Annotated in this window: 16 protein-coding genes; 11 read left to right on the top strand and 5 right to left on the bottom strand. The window is 61.9% G+C overall.

Going from position 1 to position 20,298, the window contains the following annotated elements:
- Positions 1-55 precede the first annotated feature (55 nt).
- The 4 genes from ACQKP4_RS07540 (at position 56) to ACQKP4_RS07525 (ending at position 6,548) form a co-directional block, all read left to right on the top strand.
- Positions 56-2,440 (top strand): 7TM diverse intracellular signaling domain-containing protein, encoded by a 2,385-nt coding sequence (locus ACQKP4_RS07540; protein ID WP_427631842.1) that lies wholly within the window; start codon positions 56-58, stop codon positions 2,438-2,440.
- A gap of 73 nt (positions 2,441-2,513) precedes the next feature.
- Positions 2,514-4,160 carry an acyl-CoA dehydrogenase family protein gene (locus ACQKP4_RS07535; RefSeq protein WP_427631840.1) on the top strand — a complete coding sequence of 549 codons (1,647 nt, stop codon included), beginning with the start codon at positions 2,514-2,516 and terminating at the stop codon, positions 4,158-4,160.
- A gap of 176 nt (positions 4,161-4,336) precedes the next feature.
- Positions 4,337-5,836, top strand: coding sequence for an AMP nucleosidase (gene amn / locus ACQKP4_RS07530; protein WP_427631838.1), 1,500 nt, complete (start codon positions 4,337-4,339; stop codon positions 5,834-5,836).
- A 70-nt stretch (positions 5,837-5,906) separates the two neighbouring features.
- The gene (locus tag ACQKP4_RS07525; RefSeq protein ID WP_427631836.1) at positions 5,907-6,548 is read left to right on the top strand and encodes a pseudouridine synthase; all 642 of its coding nucleotides are present in this window, start codon (positions 5,907-5,909) and stop codon (positions 6,546-6,548) included.
- Here ACQKP4_RS07525 and ACQKP4_RS07520 read toward each other — a convergent pair.
- Together ACQKP4_RS07520 and ACQKP4_RS07515 are read right to left on the bottom strand one after the other, a co-directional pair.
- Positions 6,543-6,752: a DUF2788 domain-containing protein gene (locus ACQKP4_RS07520; protein WP_427631834.1), complete on the bottom strand. Its 210-nt coding sequence runs from the start codon at positions 6,750-6,752 to the stop codon at positions 6,543-6,545. The two genes, ACQKP4_RS07525 and ACQKP4_RS07520, sit on opposite strands and share 6 nt — an antisense overlap.
- 185 nt (positions 6,753-6,937) lie before the next feature.
- On the bottom strand, positions 6,938-7,417 hold the full coding sequence (locus ACQKP4_RS07515; RefSeq protein WP_150744035.1) for an Lrp/AsnC family transcriptional regulator: 480 nt from the start codon (positions 7,415-7,417) through the stop codon (positions 6,938-6,940).
- Positions 7,418-7,853: 436 nt separating this feature from the next.
- Between ACQKP4_RS07515 and ACQKP4_RS07510 the strand changes: the two genes are divergently transcribed.
- Positions 7,854-8,933, top strand: a complete 1,080-nt coding sequence (locus tag ACQKP4_RS07510; RefSeq protein WP_427631832.1) for a DUF6515 family protein — start codon at positions 7,854-7,856, stop codon at positions 8,931-8,933.
- Here ACQKP4_RS07510 and ACQKP4_RS07505 read toward each other — a convergent pair.
- Positions 8,918-9,823: a cation diffusion facilitator family transporter gene (locus ACQKP4_RS07505; protein ID WP_427631830.1), complete on the bottom strand. Its 906-nt coding sequence runs from the start codon at positions 9,821-9,823 to the stop codon at positions 8,918-8,920. The genes ACQKP4_RS07510 and ACQKP4_RS07505 overlap by 16 nt on opposite strands.
- A gap of 27 nt (positions 9,824-9,850) precedes the next feature.
- Positions 9,851-10,270 (bottom strand): polyribonucleotide nucleotidyltransferase, encoded by a 420-nt coding sequence (locus ACQKP4_RS07500; RefSeq protein WP_427631828.1) that lies wholly within the window; start codon positions 10,268-10,270, stop codon positions 9,851-9,853.
- Between the two features lie 110 nt (positions 10,271-10,380).
- Here ACQKP4_RS07500 and hrpB point away from each other — a divergent pair, with 110 nt between their 5' ends.
- Positions 10,381-12,897, top strand: a complete 2,517-nt coding sequence (gene hrpB, locus ACQKP4_RS07495; protein ID WP_427631827.1) for an ATP-dependent helicase HrpB — start codon at positions 10,381-10,383, stop codon at positions 12,895-12,897.
- Positions 12,898-13,226: 329 nt separating this feature from the next.
- Here the strand turns inward: hrpB and ACQKP4_RS07490 are convergent, their stop codons facing one another.
- A complete protein-coding gene (locus ACQKP4_RS07490) occupies positions 13,227-14,147 on the bottom strand; it encodes a LysR substrate-binding domain-containing protein (RefSeq protein ID WP_427631825.1) in 921 nt (306 codons plus the stop codon).
- 225 nt (positions 14,148-14,372) lie between these two features.
- On the opposite strand from ACQKP4_RS07490, the gene ACQKP4_RS07485 reads away from it, so the two are divergent.
- The 5 genes from ACQKP4_RS07485 to ACQKP4_RS07465 all read left to right on the top strand — a co-directional run bounded on the left by ACQKP4_RS07485 (position 14,373) and on the right by ACQKP4_RS07465 (position 20,289).
- Positions 14,373-15,863 carry an aldehyde dehydrogenase gene (locus ACQKP4_RS07485; protein WP_427631867.1) on the top strand — a complete coding sequence of 497 codons (1,491 nt, stop codon included), beginning with the start codon at positions 14,373-14,375 and terminating at the stop codon, positions 15,861-15,863.
- Positions 15,864-15,897: 34 nt separating this feature from the next.
- On the top strand, positions 15,898-17,268 hold the full coding sequence (locus ACQKP4_RS07480; protein WP_427631823.1) for an aspartate aminotransferase family protein: 1,371 nt from the start codon (positions 15,898-15,900) through the stop codon (positions 17,266-17,268).
- 397 nt (positions 17,269-17,665) lie between these two features.
- Positions 17,666-18,652: an ABC transporter substrate-binding protein gene (locus ACQKP4_RS07475; RefSeq protein ID WP_427631821.1), complete on the top strand. Its 987-nt coding sequence runs from the start codon at positions 17,666-17,668 to the stop codon at positions 18,650-18,652.
- A gap of 9 nt (positions 18,653-18,661) precedes the next feature.
- A complete protein-coding gene (locus ACQKP4_RS07470) occupies positions 18,662-19,465 on the top strand; it encodes an ABC transporter permease (RefSeq protein ID WP_427631820.1) in 804 nt (267 codons plus the stop codon).
- Complete coding sequence (locus ACQKP4_RS07465; protein WP_427631818.1) at positions 19,453-20,289, top strand: ABC transporter ATP-binding protein; 837 nt, start codon at positions 19,453-19,455, stop codon at positions 20,287-20,289. The genes ACQKP4_RS07470 and ACQKP4_RS07465 overlap by 13 nt, the downstream gene beginning before the upstream one ends.
- Positions 20,290-20,298: the final 9 nt, after the last annotated feature.

The following is a 20,298-nucleotide window of genomic DNA, read 5'->3' as shown; positions in this document are numbered from 1 at the left end:
TCAAAAGGAATGAGGGGCTTCCTGAGATAACCGGACAGGCCACGCTGGGGCTTAAATGCGCTATTTGCTGATGTTGCTGCTTTGCTTGCCCCTTATGGCGAGCGCCGTCGAATTCGACGAACACACCCGAAGCCTGCCTTTGGGCCGAAGCCTGCAAGTGTTCGAAGACGCGGCCGGTCAGGCGACCATCGCCGATGTCCGCGCGCAAGCCGCCGCCGGAAACTTCAAACCCCACGATAAAGCCACCCTCAACGCCGGTTATTCGCGTTCGGTATTCTGGCTGAAAATCGACCTGCATTACCGTCCCGCCAACCCCGCTGCCCAGCGCACGTGGTTGCTCGAACTGGCCTATCCGCCCCTCGATCACCTTGATCTGTACTTGCCCGATGCGGCGGGCAGCTATCAATTGGTCCGGCAGACCGGCGACGCCTTGCCGTTCGCCAGTCGCGAGATCCGCCAGAACAATTACCTGTTCGACCTGAATTTCACCCCCGAGCAGGCGCAAACCGTCTACCTGCGCCTGCAAAGTGAAGGTTCGATTCAGGCACCGGTGACCTTGTGGTCGAGCACCGCATACCTGGAGGAACAGCCGGTTCGCCTTTATGTATTGGGGCTGATCTACGGCGTGCTGCTGGGCATGCTGGTGTACAACCTGTTCATCTTCCTCAGCGTGCGCGACACCAGTTACCTCTATTACATCTTCTATATCGCCTCGTTCGGCCTCTATCAGCTGTCAGTCAACGGCGCGGCGGTCGAATATTTCTGGCCGAACAATCCGTGGTGGGCCAACGCCGCCACGCCGTTCTTCATTGGTTGCGCCGGTTTGTTCGGCAGCCAGTTCGCCCGCAGCTTCTTGCAAACCGCCCAGCACAGTCTCTGGCTGGATCGCTTGTTGCTGGCGCTGATTGCCTTCGGGGCGCTGGTGGTCGGATTGTCGTTGATGACCAGTTATGGCCTGGCACTGCGACTGGCGACCACCCTGGCGCTGACGTTCACCGTGGTAATTTTCGCCGCAGGGATTTTCGCCTGGCTGCGCGGCCTGCGGGTGGCGCGGTATTTCATCATCGCCTGGTCGGCGTTTTTGCTGGGCGGCATCATCAACACGCTGATGGTCCTGGGTTATCTGCCGAACATTTTCCTGACCATGTACTCGAGTCAGATCGGATCGGCCATTGAAGTGGCGTTGCTGTCGCTGGCGCTGGCGGATCGCATCAACTCGATGCGCGAGCAGCAGGCGCAAACCCTGGTCGATGCCGGGCAAAAGCTTGAAGTGCTGAACCAGCAACTGGCCCACAGCAACAAGCTCAAGGACGAATTCCTCGCGACCCTGACCCACGAATTGCGCACGCCGATGAACGGGGTGATCGGTTCGCTGGAGCTGATGCAGACCGTCGAGATGGACCCTGAGCTGGAGCAATATCAGCAAACCGCCGCCGGTTCGGCGCGGGACATGATGCGCATGGTCAATGGCATCCTGACCCTGACCGAATTGCAGGCCGGCAAGCTCAAGGCTTCTGCGACAACGTGCAGTTTGCGCGGGGTGGTCGATGCCTTGCGGACCCAGTTCGAGGGCAACGCCTCCAGCAAGTCGCTGGACTTCAAGGTCGACGTGACGCCGGGGTTGCCGGATCGTTTGCACGGCGACAGCGCCAAGCTCACGCAATGCCTGGAGTGCCTGCTGGACAACGCGATCAAGTTCACCCGAGTCGGCGGAGTGGCGCTGCGGGTGACGGGCAAACCGGTGGAAAACGGGCGGTTGCCGCTGACGTTTGCGGTGATCGATACCGGCATCGGCTTCACCGATCTCGGCGAGGCAACGCTGTATCAGCGCTTTTTCCAGCTCGACGGCTCGATGACCCGTGAATACGGCGGCCTGGGCGTGGGGCTGGCGATTTGTCGGCAACTGGTCGAATTGCTCGGCGGGCGCCTGACCCATCGCTCGGAGCCCGGCAGCGGCAGCCGATTCCAGCTTGATGTCGAATTTGACGTGCCAGCGTCGGAACGTCCGCCCGTGCCATTGATGAACCGCGATATCGCGCGTATGCGCCTGCCTCAGGATTGCAGCGTGCTGCTGGTGGACGACAACAGCGTCAATCAGCTGGTGATGCGCGGCATGTTGCTCAAACTCGGATTCCGTGTGCGCTCCGCCGACAGCGGTCGCAGCGCGCTCGATCAGTTGCAGCGTGAAAGCTTCGACGCCGTGCTGCTCGATTGCCAGGTGCCGCCGCTGGACGGACGCTCGCTGTGCTGCCAGATCCGCGACTTGCCAGGCTGTGCCGAGCTGCCCGTGTTCGTGGTCGCGCACAGTGCTGACCGTGATCGCTGCCCGACCGGCGACTTGATCGATTACCTGAACAAACCGGTGAAATTCGAAGACTTGCAGGCAGCGCTCTATCGTCGGGTGTTGTGCCCTGGGCAAGGCAAAAGCGCCGACAGTTAGGCGGGTATGCCACTTTGTTCAGCCTCGGGGCGGTGCTTAACTGACTCTCTTGGCTGACCAAAGGAGCCCCGTCATGAACTTGCATCAGTTCGCCGAAACCCACGAAGTCACCAACCAGCCACCGTCGCTGGATGGCACCAACCTCTACCGCATCGACTTGCCGTTGCAGGAATGGTCGCGGCGGTTCGGGGCCGGTTGGGCCGAGTCGCGGATTGACGCTTATGGCGCACTGGCTGGCGGGCCGCTGATGGAAGCGGGGTTCCTGGCCAATCAGAACAAACCGGTGTTTGTCAGCCATGACCGTTACGGCCACCGCGTCGATCTGGTGGAATTTCACCCGGCGTATCACCAATTGATGCGCACGGCGGTGGAGCACGGCCTCACTTCGTTGCCGTGGGCGCATCCGCAGCCCGGCGCCCACGTTGCCCGTGCGTCCATGAGTTACCTGCACAGCCAGGCTGAAGCCGGCAGCGGTTGTCCCTTGACCATGACTTTCGCCAGCGTCCCGGCCATGCGCCTGCAACCTGATTTGGCTGAGCAGTGGCTGCCGAAAATCCTTTCGACCGAATACGACCCACGTAATGTCGGCATGGCGCACAAGGCCGGTGTGACCATCGGCATGGCCATGACCGAGAAACAAGGCGGCACCGATGTGCGGGCCAACACCACCAAAGCGTATCCGGTTGGCGCGAGCGGTCCGGGGCAGGCCTACGAATTGGTGGGCCACAAGTGGTTCTGTTCGGCCCCGATGTGCGATGCCTTTCTCACGCTCGCGCAGACCGACAAGGGATTGACCTGTTTCCTGCTGCCGCGTCATCGCCCGGACGACACGCGTAATCAGTTCTACATCCAGCGCCTGAAAAACAAACTCGGCAATTGCTCCAATGCCTCCAGCGAAGTGGAGTTCCGGGGCGCGCTGGCGTGGATGATCGGCGAAGAAGGGCGCGGCGTCCCGACCATCATCGAAATGGTCGCCATGACCCGTTTCGATTGCATGGTCGGCTCCAGCGCGCTGATGCGCCAAGCGCTGACCCAGGCCAGCCATCACTGCGCGCACCGCACGGTTGGCGGCAAGTTGCTCAGCGACCAACCGTTGATGCAAAACGTACTGGCCGACCTGGCGCTGGAAAGCGAAGCCGCGCTGGCGTTGAGCCTGCGCATGGGCAAGGCGCTGGACAATCTGGCTGACAGCCATGAAGCCAGATTCGCCCGGCTGGTGACGGCGGTGGGCAAATACTGGATCTGCAAGCGCGCGCCCGCGATGATCAACGAAGCCGCCGAATGCATGGGCGGCGCCGGTTATGTCGAAGAAAGCATCCTGCCGCGCCTGTACCGTGAGGCGCCGGTCAACTCGACGTGGGAAGGCTCCGGCAACGTGCAATGCCTTGACGTGCTGCGGGCCTTGTCGAAAGAGCCGGGGGTGCTGGATGTGCTGTTCAGCGAGTTGGGCGATGGTCATGGCGACAAACGCCTGGCCGCGCACATCAACCAATTGCAGACGGCGTTCAAGGACACCGGCGACATTCAATATCGCGCCCGTCAGCTCACGGAAGACATCGCGCTGGGCCTTCAGGCCAAGCTGTTGCTGGAGGCCGGCAACTCGGCGGTCAGCGATGCGTTGATCGCCAGCCGCCTGGGTTCGGCGGGGCGGGTGTATGGCGCGTTGCCGCGTGGGCTCGACGTTGAAGCGCTCGTCGCGCGCTCGACTCCCAACCTGTAATCCAAACCAAACCCTGTGGGAGCGGGCTTGCTCGCGAATGCGGTCGCACATTCAACATTTAAGTTGACTGGCTCTCCGCCTTCGCGAGCAACCCCGCTCCCACATTAGATTTGTGGTGAGCAAAGCATTTGTGAATCAACACGCCACTGTTCCCGTCGGCCAGCGATGCAGGCAAGATGAACGTCTGCAAGTCAGAACACAGGATGCTGATCGTGACCGAAGCTTTTATTGTCGTTCAAACCGCCGAGCAAGCCGTGGATCGGCTTGCGCTCTTGCACAATCGTGCAACCACCGCGCTGAATCAGGCGCTCAAACGCTATCTCAAGGACCGTGTCGAGCCGGACGCCGAACAGCGTGCAATGTTTCGTTATCCTGAATTGCGTCTGACCTACCACTGCCAGGGCGAAGTCCCACAGACCACGCGCGCTTACGCCAAGGTGCAATTGCCGGGGACCTACAGCGTCACCGTCACCCATCCGGCGGCGTTCCGTAAATACCTGCTCGAACAGCTTGTGCCGCTGATGCATGACTTCACCGTGACCGTAGAAGTCGGCGTCAGCCAGCAGAACATTCCGTATCCGTACGTGGTCGAGCAGGGCGATGAACTGGCCGGGTCCGGTGTCACCGCCGCCACGCTGGCGCGGGTGTTCCCGAGTACCGATCTGTCCGCCGCCACCGACGGCATTGCCGATGGCTTGTACGATTGGGAAAACACCGACCCGCTGCCGCTGGCGCTGTTCGACGCGGCGCGGGTGGACTTTTCCCTGCGCCGACTGGTGCATTACACCGGCAGCGACTGGCGCCATGTGCAGCCGTGGATTCTGCTGACCAACTATCACCGTTACGTCGACCAGTTCATCGTCCACGGCCTGGAGCAGTTGCGCAGCGACCCGCGTTTCGTGCGCATGGTCTTGCCGGGCAACGTGATCATCGAAAAGAGCATGGACCACGGCGAAGCGTCGGCGATTGCGGCCGGAGTGGTCTGGCACCGTTATCAAATGCCGGCGTATCACCTGATTGCCAACGATGGCCACGGGGTGACCCTGGTGAACATCGGTGTCGGCCCGTCCAACGCCAAAAACATCACCGACCATTTGGCGGTGCTGCGTCCGCATTGCTGGCTGATGATTGGTCACTGTGGCGGCCTGCGTCAGTCGCAGACCATTGGCGATTACGTGCTGGCCCACGCCTACATGCGCCGCGACGGGATTCTCGACCGGGTCGTGCCGCCGAACATTCCGATTCCGGCACTGGCCGAAGTGCAGATGGCCTTGCAACAGGCCGCAGCCAACATCACCGGCGAGAAAGGCGACGAGCTGAAAAAACGCCTGCGCACCGGCACCGTGCTGACCTACGACGACCGTAACTGGGAACTGCGCTGGGCTCAGGAAAGGCCGCTGATCAACCTGTCTCGCGCCGTGGCAGTGGACATGGAAAGCGGCACGATTGCCGCACAAGGTTATCGATTGCGCGTGCCTTACGGCACCTTGCTATGTGTGTCGGACAAGCCGCTGCACAGCGAAATCAAGCTGCCGGGTTCGGCCAACGCTTTCTACGAGCGCGCGGTCAGCCAGCACTTGAAAATCGGTATCGAGGCGGTGGACCTGTTGCGCACCGAACTCAACTCGCTGCACTCGCGCAAACTGCGCAGCTTCGACGAGCCGCCGTTCCGCTGATTGCGTGATGGTCATTTAACGGTCAGGGCACTAGCATTGGCAGCCCTGACCGTTAGATGCTCCCTTTCCCATGCCGCGTCCACCCCGTCCCGTTTCCCGCCGCCCCGGTGCGAAACCTGCGCCATCCGCCTCAGCCCCGCGCCGTGTCGCCAAAGCACCGCCGGCCGAGCCGAAGCTGATTCTGTTCAATAAACCGTTCGACGTGCTGACCCAGTTCAGCGACGAAGGCGGGCGGGCGACGCTCAAGGACTTTATCGACATTCCGGGAATTTACCCGGCAGGACGGCTGGACCGTGACAGCGAAGGCTTGCTGCTGCTGACCAACGATGGCCAGCTTCAGGCGCGAATCGCCGACCCGAAACACAAATTGGCCAAGACGTATTGGGTGCAAGTCGAAGGCGAGCCGAGCGCCGAGCAGTTGCAGCGCCTGCGTGATGGCGTGGAACTGAACGATGGCATGACCTTGCCCGCCGAAGCACGGCAGCTGGATGAACCTGAGCTGTGGCCGCGCAACCCGCCGGTGCGTTTTCGTAAAAGCGTGCCGACCCATTGGCTGGAATTGGTGATTCGCGAGGGGCGCAACCGCCAGGTGCGGCGCATGACGGCGGCGGTCGGCCTGCCGACGTTGCGGCTGGTACGGGTCAGAATCGGCGACTGGACCATCGAAGGGCTCGATCAGGGCCAGTGGAAAGAAGTACCAGCGCGCTTATAAGGCGCCGGATTCGATCAGGCCGATCACCACGCTTTTGATGATGAACGCCGCCACGCCCAGGCCCAGTACGAGGAACAGGATCATGGAGCCAAAGCGCCCGGCCTTGGATTTCTTCGCCAGATCCCAGACGATAAACGCCATGAAAATGATCAGGATGCTGACAAGGCCAGTCATCATCCACTCTTCAAATACTGCAGGATCCATCGTACTTCTCCAGCGCGGGCGGGGCTAAAAGGGCGGGGCGAGTATACGCCTATGGGGAATGGCCGAGATTGACCTGCGTCGGTGTGCCGCAGTCATTCGTCGGTGCCGGCCCATTCGCAAGCAAGCTCGCTCCCACGGGGGAATGCATTGCACATGTGGGAGCGAGCTTGCTTGCGATGGCTTGATCAGCTGCGCAGATGAGTCAATGGCAGCTCGGTGCTGTTCAACACCTGATTCAGCACAAAGCTCGACCGCACGCTCGTCACGCCATCGATCCGGGTCAAATGCCCCAGCAGCAGTTTCTGGTAATGATCCATGTCCGGCACCACCACCTTGAGCTGATAGTCCGCGTCCATCCCCGTCACCAGGCTGCACTCCAGCACTTGCGGCAAGGTGCGAATCGCCGCTTCGAAGTTCTCGAACCGCTCCGGCGTGTGCCGGTCCATGCCGATCAGCACGTAGGCCGTCAGGCTCAAGCCGAGCATCTTGCGGTCCAGCAGGGCGACCTGACGGGAGATGTAGCCGTCGTCTTCCAGTTGCTTGACCCGGCGCGAGCAAGGCGATGGCGACAGGCCAATGCGTTCGGCCAGCTCCTGGTTGGAGATGCGCGCGTCACGCTGCAATTCCGCCAAAATGCTCAAGTCGTATCGGTCGAGTTTGCTCATCAATCAGGCCTTTGTCATAACTATTGCGGCGGATTATCTATCCAGGGTTAAAAATTGCGCAAGTGATGTTTAATTGAGCAATCTTCGCAATCATCTGTCGCGGCCCCGGGCCTATGCTTACCACCAGAATCACTGCTCGGACAAACAGTCCACAGCCGCTCGCCCAATCAGGCCGGCGGCGGCCGCCACCCCCGTACCGGGGATGTGCTGGCCCCCGAGCTGCACACTGTCCAGAAGACGGCGTGAGGTGAGCCGACGTCAAAAGCGTCGAGCACGGACGAAGTTCTCAAAGGGAGGCCGACGGGTCTCCCTTTTCTTTTGCCTGGATTTCTTCGCCACCCTCAATAAATAAGTTGCGCGACTGATAACCTGTTGCAGAACCGGCCTGTGGTTTTCCAGTCTTAGGTACAGGCCCTAACCCGCAGTGAGGAAAAGCATGAAGTCGCGCATCTGGCGTTTGGCCGGTGTTGGTTTGCTATGTGTCAGTGTCACTGTGCAGGCGCTGGCCGATGATCAGCAAAACCGTGGGCCCGATGGCGGGCAGCCCGGGTCGAACGGCCAACAGGGCAATAATCAGGGCCAAGGCGGCAACAATCAGCCGCGTCCACAGAATGGCCCGCCGCAAAATCAGCAGCAAAACCAGGCGCGTCCGCAGAACAACGAAATCATTCGTGGCGACAACAGCCGCCAGTTCGAGCACAACGGCCAGAATCAAAACAACGGCCAATGGCAGAACCAGAACCAGAATCGGCCGCCGCCCAATTACAACAATCCCGTTCGGCCACCGCCGCCGCCACCGCAGCTGCCGGCCAATAACCTGCCGATCCAGGGCCGTCCCGACAGCGTGGGCCAAACCCAGCCACCGCAGCGCGGCTACTATCAGGACAATCCGCAGCGCAACAATTACAACCAGCATTGGCAAAACGGTGGCCCGGGTTCACCTCCCCACGATCAGCGCTGGGCGGGTCGTCCGGATGGTCGCGGCAATGGCTGGGGCCCCGGCCCGCAGTATCGGCCCGGGCATGTGATTGATCGCTTCCCGGACCGCGATTACCGCGTGCCGTACGGCGGTCGCGATTATTTCTACTCCGGCGGCTACTGGTATCGCCCGCAAGGTCCGCGTTACGTAGTCGTGCAGCCGCCACGGGGGATTCGTGTCAGCTACCTGCCCAATTACGCCCGTGAAGTGTGGATTGGCGGTTCGTTATTCTTCCTCGCCGCCGGCTCGTATTACGCCTATCAGGCAAACACCCAGGATTACGTAGTCGTCGAGCCGCAGGGCCAGCCGCTGCCGCAACCGTCCAGCAATGGCTATGACGTCGAGGCCTATCCGGCCAACGGCCAGTCGCCGCAGCAGGTCAGCCAGGATGGTTACGAGTGCTCGCAATACGCGGTGCAACAGAGCAGGTTTGATCCGCGAACCGCCACGTATCGGCCAGATCAGTCGGTGGTGCAAGCCTACCGCCAGGCCCAGGGCAATTGCCTGGCCAGTCGCGGTTATCAGGTCAAGTTCTGAGCCTTGGCGGCCCGTACCACTTCCTGCGGGTCGGCGTGCACCAGCACTTCGGCTCGCGGGTAGGCGGCGTGAATCGCGTCGGCGGCTTGATCGCTGATGCCGTGAGCGACTGACAACGTCAGGTCCCCCGGCAACTCCAGATGCAGTTGCACAAACCACTGGTTGCCGGAAATTCGCGTGCGCAAATCATGTGCACCCAACACCCCCGGCACGCTGCACGCCAGTTCGAGCATGTGCTGGCTGACATCCGGCGGCAGCTCTTCGTCCATCAACACCGTAAAGCTTTCCCGGGCGATCTGAATCGCACTCCACAAAATGTAGGCGGCGATCCCCAATCCGAACCATGCGTCCACCTGATGCCAGCCAAAACTGGCCAGCACCAACGCCACCAGAATGCTGCCGTTGAGCATCATGTCCGAGCGGTAATGTAGGGAGTCGGCGCGGATGGCGTTGGAACCGGTTTCCTTGATCACCCGATGTTGCAAGGTCAACAAGGCCAGGGTCAGCGCGAGCGAGAACACGATCACGCCAATGCTGATCCACGGCGCGCCGACGGGTTCCGGGTGCTTGAGCCGTTCAATCGCTTGCAGGGCAATCAATACCGCACTGCCACCAATGAACAACGCCTGAGCCATGCCCGCCAGTGACTCGGCCTTGCCATGCCCGTAACGATGATCGTCATCGGCCGGGCGCAAGGCGTAATGCACCGCCAGCAGGTTGAGCAGCGACGTGACGCCGTCGAGCGCCGAGTCGGTCAACCCGGCGAGCATGCTCACCGAGCCGCTCAACCACCAGGCGATGGCCTTGGCGACGATCAGCGTACACGCCACCGCCACCGAGGCACGGGTCGCCAGCCGCAGGAGGCGGGCGTGTTCGGAGCTGGAAATCATAGGAGCGGCAGTCCTTCTGGTTGCCGATTACGCGGCGGGTTGCAGGCCGAACATGGCCAATTGCTGGGCGCTGCCCTTGTGCTGGATCAGGCGCGGGTCGTCCAGCGGGAAGCTGCGGCCCAGCTCGGTTTCGAGAATAGTCTGCAATTTGTGGTTATCGACCTTGCCGTCAGTGCCGATCGCTTCCTTGAGTTTTTGCGGATCGACCTGGGCGGTCTTGCCCGGCTCGAAATAAATCGCCCCGGTGGCGAAATCCACGGCAAACGCGATCAAGCCGGGAACGATATAGAACAGCAGGCCCACGGCATCGAGCACGGCGATGGCCGGGTCGATCTTGCCGTCGATCTGCCCCCGGCGATCAGGGTAGAAGATCGAGCCGCACGCGGTCAGTTGGGTCAGCAGGGTGGCTACCAGAACACCGCCAATCAGGCGAAAGGGAACACGCATGGGAAAACTCCTGAGTCATCTGGAAAACGAAGCGTCGTCGGTATGAATTAGGACCGTGATTAACGCCGAGCAGTTCGCCGTTATACTCGCGGCTCTGTTTTGGAGCCAGCATGATTTCTCTGCCGATTGATGAAGTTTTACCCGCCCTGCGTGAAGCCTTGGCGACACGCCACGAAGCCGTGCTCGAAGCACCGCCCGGCGCCGGTAAAACCACGCGCGTGCCTTTAGCGTTGCTTGACGAGGCGTGGCTGGGCGGGCAGACCATTCTGATGCTGGAACCGCGCCGGTTGGCTGCACGGGCAGCGGCGGAGCGTCTGGCCAGCGAACTGGGCGAGAAGGTCGGCGAAACCGTGGGCTACCGGATTCGGCTCGACAGCAAAGTCGGCCCTAACACCCGTATCGAAGTGGTCACCGAAGGCATCCTCACCCGGCGCTTGCAGGACGACCCGGCGCTGGAAGGCGTCGGGCTGCTGATCTTCGATGAATTCCACGAACGCAGCCTCGACGCTGATCTGGCGCTGGCCTTGAGCCTGAGCGGCCGGGAGCTGTTTCGTGACGAACAACCGCTGAAAATCCTCTTGATGTCCGCGACGCTGGAAGGCGAACGCCTGGCCGGGTTGCTGGATGACGCGCCAATCCTGCGCAGCGAAGGGCGCATGTACCCGGTGGCGATGCGCTGGGGCCGGCCGTTCCAGCCCGGTGAATTCATCGAGCCGCGCCTGGTGCAGACCATCCTCGAAGCCTTGAACGATGAAACCGGCAGCCTTCTGGTGTTCCTGCCGGGGCAGGCGGAAATCCGGCGCGTGCATCAACAGTTGGCGGATGCGCTGGGCGCTACCACACAGGTGTTGCTCTGCCCGCTGCACGGGGAACTGGACCTCAATGCGCAACGCGCGGCGATTGATCCGGCGCCGGCGGGCAAACGCAAAGTGGTGCTGGCCACCAACATTGCCGAGACCAGCCTGACCATCGATGGCGTGCGCGTGGTGATTGACGCCGGGTTGGCGCGGGTGCCGCGTTTCGATCCGGGCAGCGGCATGACCCGCCTCGACACTCAGCGTATTTCCAGGGCCAGCGCCACGCAGCGCGCGGGCCGGGCTGGCCGACTGGAACCGGGCGTGTGTTATCGCTTGTGGTCGCAGGATCAGCACGAGCAACTGGCGGCGTATGCCAGTGCGGAAATACTCTCGGCGGACCTGGCCGGTCTGGCCCTGCAACTCGGGCGCTGGGGCGTGATGCCGACGCAGTTGGTCTGGCTGGATATCCCGCCCGCCGCCGCTTATGCACAGGCCCAGGACTTGCTGGATCGTCTGGGCGCCTTGGACGGCGACGCACTGACGCGTCACGGCCAGGCGATGGCCGAACTGCCGGCGCATCCGCGCATCGCGCATTTGTTGTTGCGCGGGCAGGCGCTCGGTTTGGCGGACATGGCCTGTGACGTCGCGGCATTGCTCGGCGAACGGGATATTTTGCGCGGCGCCGGGGCGGATCTGCACAGCCGATTGGTGCTGTTGTCCGGCGAAGAACGTGCTGCGCGCGGTGCCCAGGGCGGCGTGCAACGCGCCCGGCAACTGGCGCGGCAATATCGCGGTTACCTGCGCGGCAAGGCGTCGGAACCGGTCGGCGACCCGCAGCATCCGCGCTGGCTCGGCGCCTTGCTGGCGCTGGCTTACCCCGACCGCGTGGCCCAGCAGCGGCGTGCCGGTGGCGCGGAATATCGCCTGGCCAACGGTCGTGCGGCGTTGTTCGCCGAGGCCGACAGTTTGATGAAGCAACCGTGGCTGGTGATTGCCGATCTCGGCAGTCGCCAGGGCCAGCGTGAAGAACGCATTTACCTGGCGGCGGATTTCGATCCGTCGTTGTTCGATTCGGTACTCGCCGAGCAAGTGCGTGTGGTCGATCAACTGGATTGGGACGAGCGCGAAGGCGTGTTGCGCGCCGAGCGTCAGCGCAAGGTCGGGGAGTTGATCCTCAGCCGCGAACCGCTGACCGGTCTGGATGAAACCGCGCGCAGTCAGGCGCTGGTAAACCTGGTGCGGCGCAAAGGGCTGGAGCTGTTGCCGTGGACGCCGGAGCTGCGCCAGTGGCAGGCGCGAGTGGCTTTGTTGCGACAGCTGGATCTGGCCAGCAAGGACCAGAGTGAATGGCCGGATGTCAGCGACGCTGCGTTGCTGAAAAATCTTGAACAGTGGTTGATGCCGTATCTGGGCAAAGTCTCGCGGCTCAGTCACTTTGCCAATCTGGACCTGTCGAGCATTGTGCATAACCAGTTGCCATGGCCGCTGCCGCAACGGCTGGACGAGCAGGCGCCGCATCACCTGAGCGTGCCCTCGGGTTCGTCGATTCGCCTGGATTACAGCGAGCACCCGCCGATTCTGGCGGTGCGCTTGCAAGAACTGTTCGGCTTGGCCGAAACCCCGCGTATCGCTGGCGGCCGGCAAGTGGTCAAGTTGCACCTGCTGTCCCCGGCACGCCGGCCAGTGCAAGTGACGCAGGACCTGGCGAACTTCTGGCGCAGTACTTACGCCGAGGTGAAGAAGGATTTGAAGGGGCGGTATCCCAAGCATTACTGGCCGGATGATCCCTTGGTGGCCGAAGCCACTGCGCGGATCAAGCCCCGCAAGTAACTCCAAACGCAAAACCCCGTGATAAGGGGCTTGCCTATGGTAAGTGGCTTGCCCATGGCAGGGGGCTTGCATCTGGTGAGGGGGGTTACCTGTGGCAGAGGTGCTTGCCTGTGGCGAGGGGGCTTGCCCCCGTTGGGTGGCGAAGCCGCCCCAAAATCTGCAACCGAGCAGTGCCAGATACAAAACATTCCAGGTTTTGCGACTGCTGCGCAGCCGAACGGGGGCAAGCCCCCTCGCCACAGGGGTTCACAAAAATCAGGTGCAACCCCCTCACCACAGGGGTTCACAAAAATCAGGTGCAATCCCCCTCACCACAAGGCTCACAAGAATCAGGTGCCAGTCGCAGCCTTCTCCGTTAGCTGCTCCCGACAATAGTCGGCAAACAACTGCGCCGGTTTGGTCAATTGCCCGCGTTTGAGCCACGCTGCCACCAACCCTGATCCGGTAACGTCCTCGACGATGTCCACGCACACCACTTTCTTGCCGTCGTAGGTGCATTCCGAATGGGGCCGCGTGACCAGGATCGAGAAGCCGAAGCCTTGCCCGACCATGCCCCGCACCATCTCGATCGAGGGTGAACTGAAGGCGATGTTCGGCGACAGGTTCAGCTCTTCGAACAGGCTGACGAAATAGGTCCGGCTCGGTTGCACGTCCAGCAGAATCATCGGCTCCAGGCACAGGTCGCGCAGCGACACTTGCTTGAGCTGGGCAAAGCGATGGTCCGCCGGCAACAGCGCGTAGGGCCGTTGCGCCGGCATCAAGGGCTCGGTTTCGATGGTGGCGTCGAGGTCGTGTTCATACAGGATCGCCAGGTCGAAAGTGCCCGAGGTCAGGCCTTGCACCAGCTCTTGCTGTTCGCCGTCGCGGATACGGATTTTCACCCCCGGATACAACGCCGAAAACCCGGCGATCAGCTGCGGCAAATACAGCGGCGCGACGGTTTCAAAGCAGCCGATATCGATTTGCCCGGACACGATGTCGTTATCAGCCAAGGCGTTCTGTTCAAACTCCCTGGCCATGCGCAGCAGTTCCTGAGCCTTGCGATAGAACCGCGCACCACTGGGGGTCAAGGACACGCCTTGGGCGTGATGGCGAATCAACAGTTGCACGCCGAAGCTGTCTTCCAGGCCTTTGATCGCGGTGGAGATCGCCGGTTGAGCGATGTACAGCTTGCGCGAGGCCTCGGCGACGCTGCCGCATTCGACGGTGGTGATGAAGTATTTCAGTTGACGCAAGTTGTAGGCGGCCACGGCAAACCTCGGGGTGGATGGACTCGTCATCCAGGCAATTTGCGCGCCGACTGCGTCCGTTCTGGCGACGGTGTTGTTGCGCCTGAACAATAACCACATACCGCGCAACCGGGGAGTTCGGCTACCCAGTTTTTTCATGGTCTGCGAAGACATTTTTACTATTTTTCCTCGACACCGGCCTGAGCCACCCTCCAATCCACCAGAAAGCCCATGGAGCGACTGAACGTGTTCGAGCTTAGCGATTGGCAAAACAAGGCCGCCGCGCTGCGGTTCCCCGACCAGGCGGTCATCGGCGGCAAGTTGCGTTCGGCGCAGTCGGGCCAGACCTTCGCCGCGATCAACCCGGCCACCGGCGCGTGCCTGGCCAACGTGACCGCGTGCGGCGATGAAGAAGTGAACGCCGCCGTCAGCAATGCACGGCAGGTATTCGACGCCGGCACCTGGTCGGCGCGTTCGCCCGCTGAGCGCAAGCACGTGCTGCTGCGACTGGCGGAGCTGATCATGGACAACCGCGAAGAACTGGCGCTGCTCGACTCGCTGAACATGGGCAAACCGGTGATGGACGCCTACAACATCGACGTGCCGGGCGCCGCCGGAGTGTTTCGCTGGTACGCCGAAAGCCTCGACAAACTCTACGACCAGATCGCCCCGAGCGCGCAAGACGTGCTGGCAACCATCACGCGCGAAGCGCTCGGCGTGGTCGCCGCCGTGGTGCCGTGGAACTTCCCGCTGGACATGGCCGCCTGGAAACTCGCGCCCGCCCTGGCCGCTGGCAATTCGGTGATTCTCAAACCGGCCGAGCAATCACCGTTTTCCGCATTGCGGCTGGCGGAACTGGCGCTGGAAGCCGGGTTGCCGGCCGGCGTCCTGAACGTGTTGCCGGGCCTGGGCGAACAGACCGGCAAAGCGCTGGGCTTGCACCCGGACGTCGATTGCCTGGTGTTCACCGGGTCCACCGAAGTCGGCAAATACTTCATGCAATATTCCGCGCAATCGAACCTGAAACAGGTGTGGCTGGAGTGCGGCGGCAAGAGTGCCAACCTGGTGTTCGCCGATTGTCAGGACCTGGACCTGGCCGCCGAGAAAGCCGCGTTCGGCATCTTCTTCAATCAGGGCGAAGTGTGCTCGGCCAACTCGCGGTTACTGGTGCAGCGTTCGATCCACGACGAATTCGTCGAGCGCCTCAAGGCCCAGGCCGAGCGCTGGTTGCCGGGCGATCCGCTGGACCCGTCGAGCCGCGCCGGGGCGATTGTCGACAGCCGCCAGACCGCGCGCATCATGCAATGTATCCAGCAAGCCGAGCGTCAGGGGGCGACCAAGGTCTGTGGTGGCCGGCAGTCGTTATTCAACGGCTCCGACAATTTTGTTCAGCCAACGATTTTCACTGGCGTGAGCCCGGACATGCCGCTGTTTCGCGACGAAGTGTTCGGCCCGGTATTGGCGGTCACCGCATTCGATGACGAGGAACACGCCTTGCAGCTGGCCAACGACAGCGTTTACGGTCTGGCCGCCTCGCTGTGGACCGACGACCTCAATCGCGCGCACCGCGTGGCCCGGCAATTGCGAGCCGGCACGGTGTCGGTCAATTGCGTCGATGCGCTCGACGTGACCGTGCCGTTCGGTGGCGGCAAGCAGTCCGGTTTCGGCCGCGACCTGTCGCTGCACTCATTCGATAAATACACCCAGTTGAAGACCACCTGGTTTCAACTGCGCTGATAACAGCCGCTCATAACAAAACGGAGAACTGGCGATGACCACCCCACGTGAAACCCGCGACTACCAGGCCGCCGACGCCGCGCACCATATCCACGCATTCGTCGATCAGAAAGCACTCAACGACGAAGGCCCGCGGGTGATGGTGCGTGGCGAGCGTCTGCACCTGTGGGACAACGATGGTCGGCGTTATCTCGATGGCATGTCCGGGCTGTGGTGCACCAACCTCGGTTATGGCCGCAAGGACCTGGCCGCCGCCGCGACCCGACAGCTTGAGCAATTGCCGTACTACAACATGTTTTTCCACACCACCCACCCGCAGGTCATCGAGCTGTCAGAGCTGCTGTTCAGCCTGTTGCCGGGGCACTACAGCCACGCGATCTACACCAACTCCGGCTCTGAAGCCAACGAGGTGCTGATCCGTACGGTGCGCCGTTACTGGCAGGTGCTCGGCAAGCCCGAGAAGAAAATCATGATCGGCCGCTGGAACGGTTACCACGGTTCGACGCTGGCGGCGACGGCGCTTGGCGGCATGAAATTCATGCACGAAATGGGCGGCATGATCCCCGACATCGAACATATCGACGAGCCGTACTTCTTTGCCCACGAGGGCCACCTGACCCCGACCGAATTCGGCCTGCGGGCGGCGCAGCAACTGGAAGCAAAGATTCTTGAGCTGGGCGCCGACAAGGTCGCCGGGTTCATCGCCGAACCGTTCCAGGGCGCGGGCGGGATGATCTTTCCGCCGGAAAGCTACTGGCCGGAAATTCAGCGGATCTGCCGTAAATACGACGTGCTGCTGTGCGCCGATGAAGTGATCGGCGGCTTCGGGCGCACGGGTGAATGGTTCGCCCACGAACACTTCGGTTTCGAGCCGGATACGCTGTCGATCGCCAAGGGCCTGACCTCCGGTTACATCCCGATGGGGGGGCTAATCTTGTCGAAGAAAATGGCCCAGGTATTGGTGGAGCAGGGCGGGGTGTTTGCCCACGGCCTGACCTATTCCGGGCACCCGGTGGCGGCCGCGGTGGCCATCGCGAATCTCAAGGCCCTGCGCGATGAAGGCGTGGTGACGCGGGTCAGGGACGACATCGGGCCGTACTTGCAGCAGTGCTTGCGCGAGGTGTTCGGCAGTCACCCGTTGGTGGGCGATATTCAGGGCGTGGGCATGGTCGCGGCGTTGCAGTTTGCCGAGGATAAAACCAGCCGCAAGCGCTTTGCCAACGAGAACGACATCGCCTGGCGCTGCCGCACGATTGGGTTTGAAGAGGGGGTGATTATCCGTTCGACGCTGGGGCGGATGATCATGGCCCCGGCGTTGATTGCCAATCGCGAGGAGATTGATGAACTGGTTGGCAAGACCTTGAAAGCGGTGGATCGGACGGCGCAGGAATACGGTCGGCTTTGATCTTGTAGCGTTCTTTCGGGCCTCTTCGCGAGCAAGCCCGCTCCCACATTGGAATTGTGTCTACTTCGGTAATGGGGTCGACACAGATCCCCTGTGGGAGCGGGCTTGCTCGTGAATGCCATGGCCGATTCACTACAACGCCAACCTTTTGCACAACCTCTGTGCACCCCCGCCAACACCGCCCTTTTCCGGCGCACGCTACCCAGTTTTTTCATCACTCCCAAGCACATATTTCCTGATTTTCCTTCTCCCGACCTTGGGCCAACATCGACCTCGCCAGTCAGCCGAACGCTGCTCACCCAAACGTCCAGCAGAGACCGCAGGTAGCAGCGCTTCTATCGGCCCGCTGGCCGTACTGCCCATGACAAAACTAAATCAACAGCTTTGGGAGTGCTTCATGATCAAGTCCTTGCTTTCCCGCATCGCCCATCCACTGGCGATCACCGCCATCGCCGCCACGGTCGCCACCAGCGCCCAGGCCGGCACCCTGTCCATCGGCCACACCACGTGGGTCGGTTACGGCACGCTCTACCTCGCTCAAGACCTGGGCTACTTCAAGGAAAACGGTTTGACCGTCCAGTTGCCCGTCGTCGAAGAAGCCTCGATGTACATGGCCGCGCAAGCGTCAGGCGAACTGTCGGGTTCGGCGTCGACCATCGACGAAGTGCTGAAATACCGTCCGCAATTCTGCTTCAAGGCCGTGGCCGCGCTGGATGACAGCCACGGTGGCGACGGCGTGCTGGTGGGCAAGGACGTCATGAGTCTGCAAGAGCTGAAAGGCAAAGCGGTGGCGGTGAACGAAGGGTCGACCTCGCAGTTCTGGCTGTCCTATCTGCTGAAAAAACACGGCATGACCATGAGCGACATCACCGTGCAGAACATGACCGCCGACGACGCCGCCACCGCGTTCATCGCCGGTCGCGTGCCCGCCGCCGTGACGTGGGAGCCGCACTTGTCGATGGTCCGTGACAAGCAGCAAGGCAAGGTGCTGATCGACAGCAGCAGCACGCCGGGGGTGATCGTCGACGTGGTCGCGCTCAATTGCTCGGTCATCGACAAGCAGCCGGAAGACGTCAAGGCGTTGGTCGCCGGCCTCTACAAAGCCGTGAAGTACACCCGGGAGCATCCGGAAGAAGCCTACAAAATCATGGCCAAAGGCGTCGGCGGTTACCTGGCCGATCCGAAGGAACTGGCTGCCGCCGCCCAAGGCGTGCGCTTTTACGATCAGGCCATGAGCGAAAAACTCCTCGGCTCGCCGGGCAAACCGGGCGACAGCGCACCGCTGATCAAACTGGCCAATGAAACCGCCAGCGAATTGCAGGGCAAACCCTACAACGTCAGCAATGACGACCTGATCGACAACCGTTTCGTCAGCCCGCTGTAGGAGGTTTGCATGTTCAAGCGCAATTCATGGCTGAGCCGCTGCGTCACGCCCAAGACCGGCCTGCCGGTGCAGGTGATCTGGAGCGCGAGCGGCCTGGCCTGGGTGTTGTTGATCGGCCTGTGGGCCGGGTTGTCTTACGGCGGCGTGGTGCCGGGCATGTTCCTGCCGACCCCGGGCGCGGTGGTCGAGGCCGCCGTGCGCCTGAGCCGCGACGGCACCCTCGGCCTGCATGTGTGGGCCAGTCTGGAAGTGGTGATGATCGGTTTTATTGTGTCGTCGCTGGTGGCGGTGCCGCTGGGGTTGCTGATGGGCAGCTTCCGGATCGTCCAGGCGTTCCTCGAGCCGATGGTCAACTTCATCCGTTACTTGCCGGTGACCTCGTTCGTGCCGCTGTTCATTCTGTGGATCGGCATCGGGCTGGAGCAGCGGGTCTCGGTGATTATCTTCGGCGTGTTTTTCCAGCAACTGGTGATGATCGCGGACGTGTCCAAGGGCATCTCCAAGGATTTGATCAACGCGTCCTACACCTTGGGTTCGACCCGTCGCGACGCGGTGCTGCATGTGATCGCCCCGGCGTCGTTGCCGGGCGTGCTCGACACCTTGCGCGTGACCATGGGCTGGGCCTGGACGTACCTGGTGGTCGCCGAGCTGGTCGCGGCGTCGAGCGGCCTGGGTTACTTGAGCCTCAAAGCCATGCGCGGCTTTCAGGTGGATGTGATTTTTCTCGCGATCGCGATCATCGGCCTGCTGGGGCTGATCACCGATCAACTGTTCCGTTTCCTTCGCCTGAGGATCGCCGCATGGGCTCAGTAAGCGCCGTAAATCCCCGTTTCGTTACCCCAACGGCCGCCCCGGTGGACGCGGCGCCACGGCTGCAAGTGGACAAGGTCAGCCTGCGTTATCAGAAGCCCGACGGTGGCGTGTTTACCGCGCTGGAGCAGGTTTCATTCGAGGTGCCGGACCAGCAGTTTGCCGTGCTGGTCGGGCCGTCGGGTTGTGGCAAATCGAGTTTGCTGTACCTCACCGCCGGGCTGAACGAACCCACCGAAGGCGAGATTTACGTCGGCGGCCAACAGGTGCAAGGACCGGGCGCGGACCGTGGCATGGTGTTCCAGAGCTACACGCTGTTTCCGTGGCTGACCGTGCGCCAGAACGTCGAGTTCGGCCTGAAACGCCGTGGCATGGCGGCGGCGCAACGCAAGGAAATCGTCGATTACTACGTCAATGAAGTGGGCCTGACAGGCTTCGCCGACAACTATGCCAAGCAGCTGTCGGGCGGGATGATGCAGCGCGTGGCGATTGCCCGGGCGTTGGCCAATGACCCGCAAATCCTGTTGATGGACGAACCGTTTGGCGCCCTCGACAGCCAGACGCGTCTGCAAATGCAGCAGCTGTTGTTGCGGGTCTGGGGCAACAGCAAGAAGACCGTGCTGTTCGTCACGCACGATATCGACGAGGCGATTCTGCTGGGCGACCGCGTGTACGTGATGGGCGCCCGGCCTGGGCGGATCAAGCAGATTCTGGACGTGCCGATCAACCGCCCACGGACCCTGGACATGGTCATGGAACGCTCGTTTATCGACATGAAACGCCAGATCTTCGGGCTGTTGCATGATGAGCTGGAAGAGGCGCATTGAACCTGCTGC

The sequence above is a fragment of the Pseudomonas sp. NPDC086278 genome (assembly GCF_050280905.1).
Lineage (GTDB): Bacteria > Pseudomonadota > Gammaproteobacteria > Pseudomonadales > Pseudomonadaceae > Aquipseudomonas.
The sequence above is the reverse complement of the archived record's forward strand: the minus strand, read 5'-3'. Positions and strand labels throughout refer to the sequence as shown.

Bases quoted from the DNA above. Each gene is read 5' to 3' on its own strand.
- ACQKP4_RS07535 (WP_427631840.1), top strand. From the start codon at position 2,514: ATGAACTTGCATCAGTTCGCCGAAACCCACGAAGTCACCAACCAGCCA.
- ACQKP4_RS07465 (WP_427631818.1), top strand. From the start codon at position 19,453: ATGGGCTCAGTAAGCGCCGTAAATCCCCGTTTCGTTACCCCAACGGCC.
- amn (WP_427631838.1), top strand. From the start codon at position 4,337: ATGAACGTCTGCAAGTCAGAACACAGGATGCTGATCGTGACCGAAGCT.
- ACQKP4_RS07520 (WP_427631834.1), bottom strand. From the start codon at position 6,752: ATGGATCCTGCAGTATTTGAAGAGTGGATGATGACTGGCCTTGTCAGC.
- ACQKP4_RS07525 (WP_427631836.1), top strand. From the start codon at position 5,907: ATGCCGCGTCCACCCCGTCCCGTTTCCCGCCGCCCCGGTGCGAAACCT.
- ACQKP4_RS07480 (WP_427631823.1), top strand. From the start codon at position 15,898: ATGACCACCCCACGTGAAACCCGCGACTACCAGGCCGCCGACGCCGCG.
- ACQKP4_RS07505 (WP_427631830.1), bottom strand. From the start codon at position 9,823: ATGATTTCCAGCTCCGAACACGCCCGCCTCCTGCGGCTGGCGACCCGT.
- hrpB (WP_427631827.1), top strand. From the start codon at position 10,381: ATGATTTCTCTGCCGATTGATGAAGTTTTACCCGCCCTGCGTGAAGCC.
- ACQKP4_RS07510 (WP_427631832.1), top strand. From the start codon at position 7,854: ATGAAGTCGCGCATCTGGCGTTTGGCCGGTGTTGGTTTGCTATGTGTC.
- ACQKP4_RS07515 (WP_150744035.1), bottom strand. From the start codon at position 7,417: ATGAGCAAACTCGACCGATACGACTTGAGCATTTTGGCGGAATTGCAG.
- ACQKP4_RS07540 (WP_427631842.1), top strand. From the start codon at position 56: ATGCGCTATTTGCTGATGTTGCTGCTTTGCTTGCCCCTTATGGCGAGC.
- ACQKP4_RS07470 (WP_427631820.1), top strand. From the start codon at position 18,662: ATGTTCAAGCGCAATTCATGGCTGAGCCGCTGCGTCACGCCCAAGACC.
- ACQKP4_RS07475 (WP_427631821.1), top strand. From the start codon at position 17,666: ATGATCAAGTCCTTGCTTTCCCGCATCGCCCATCCACTGGCGATCACC.
- ACQKP4_RS07500 (WP_427631828.1), bottom strand. From the start codon at position 10,270: ATGCGTGTTCCCTTTCGCCTGATTGGCGGTGTTCTGGTAGCCACCCTG.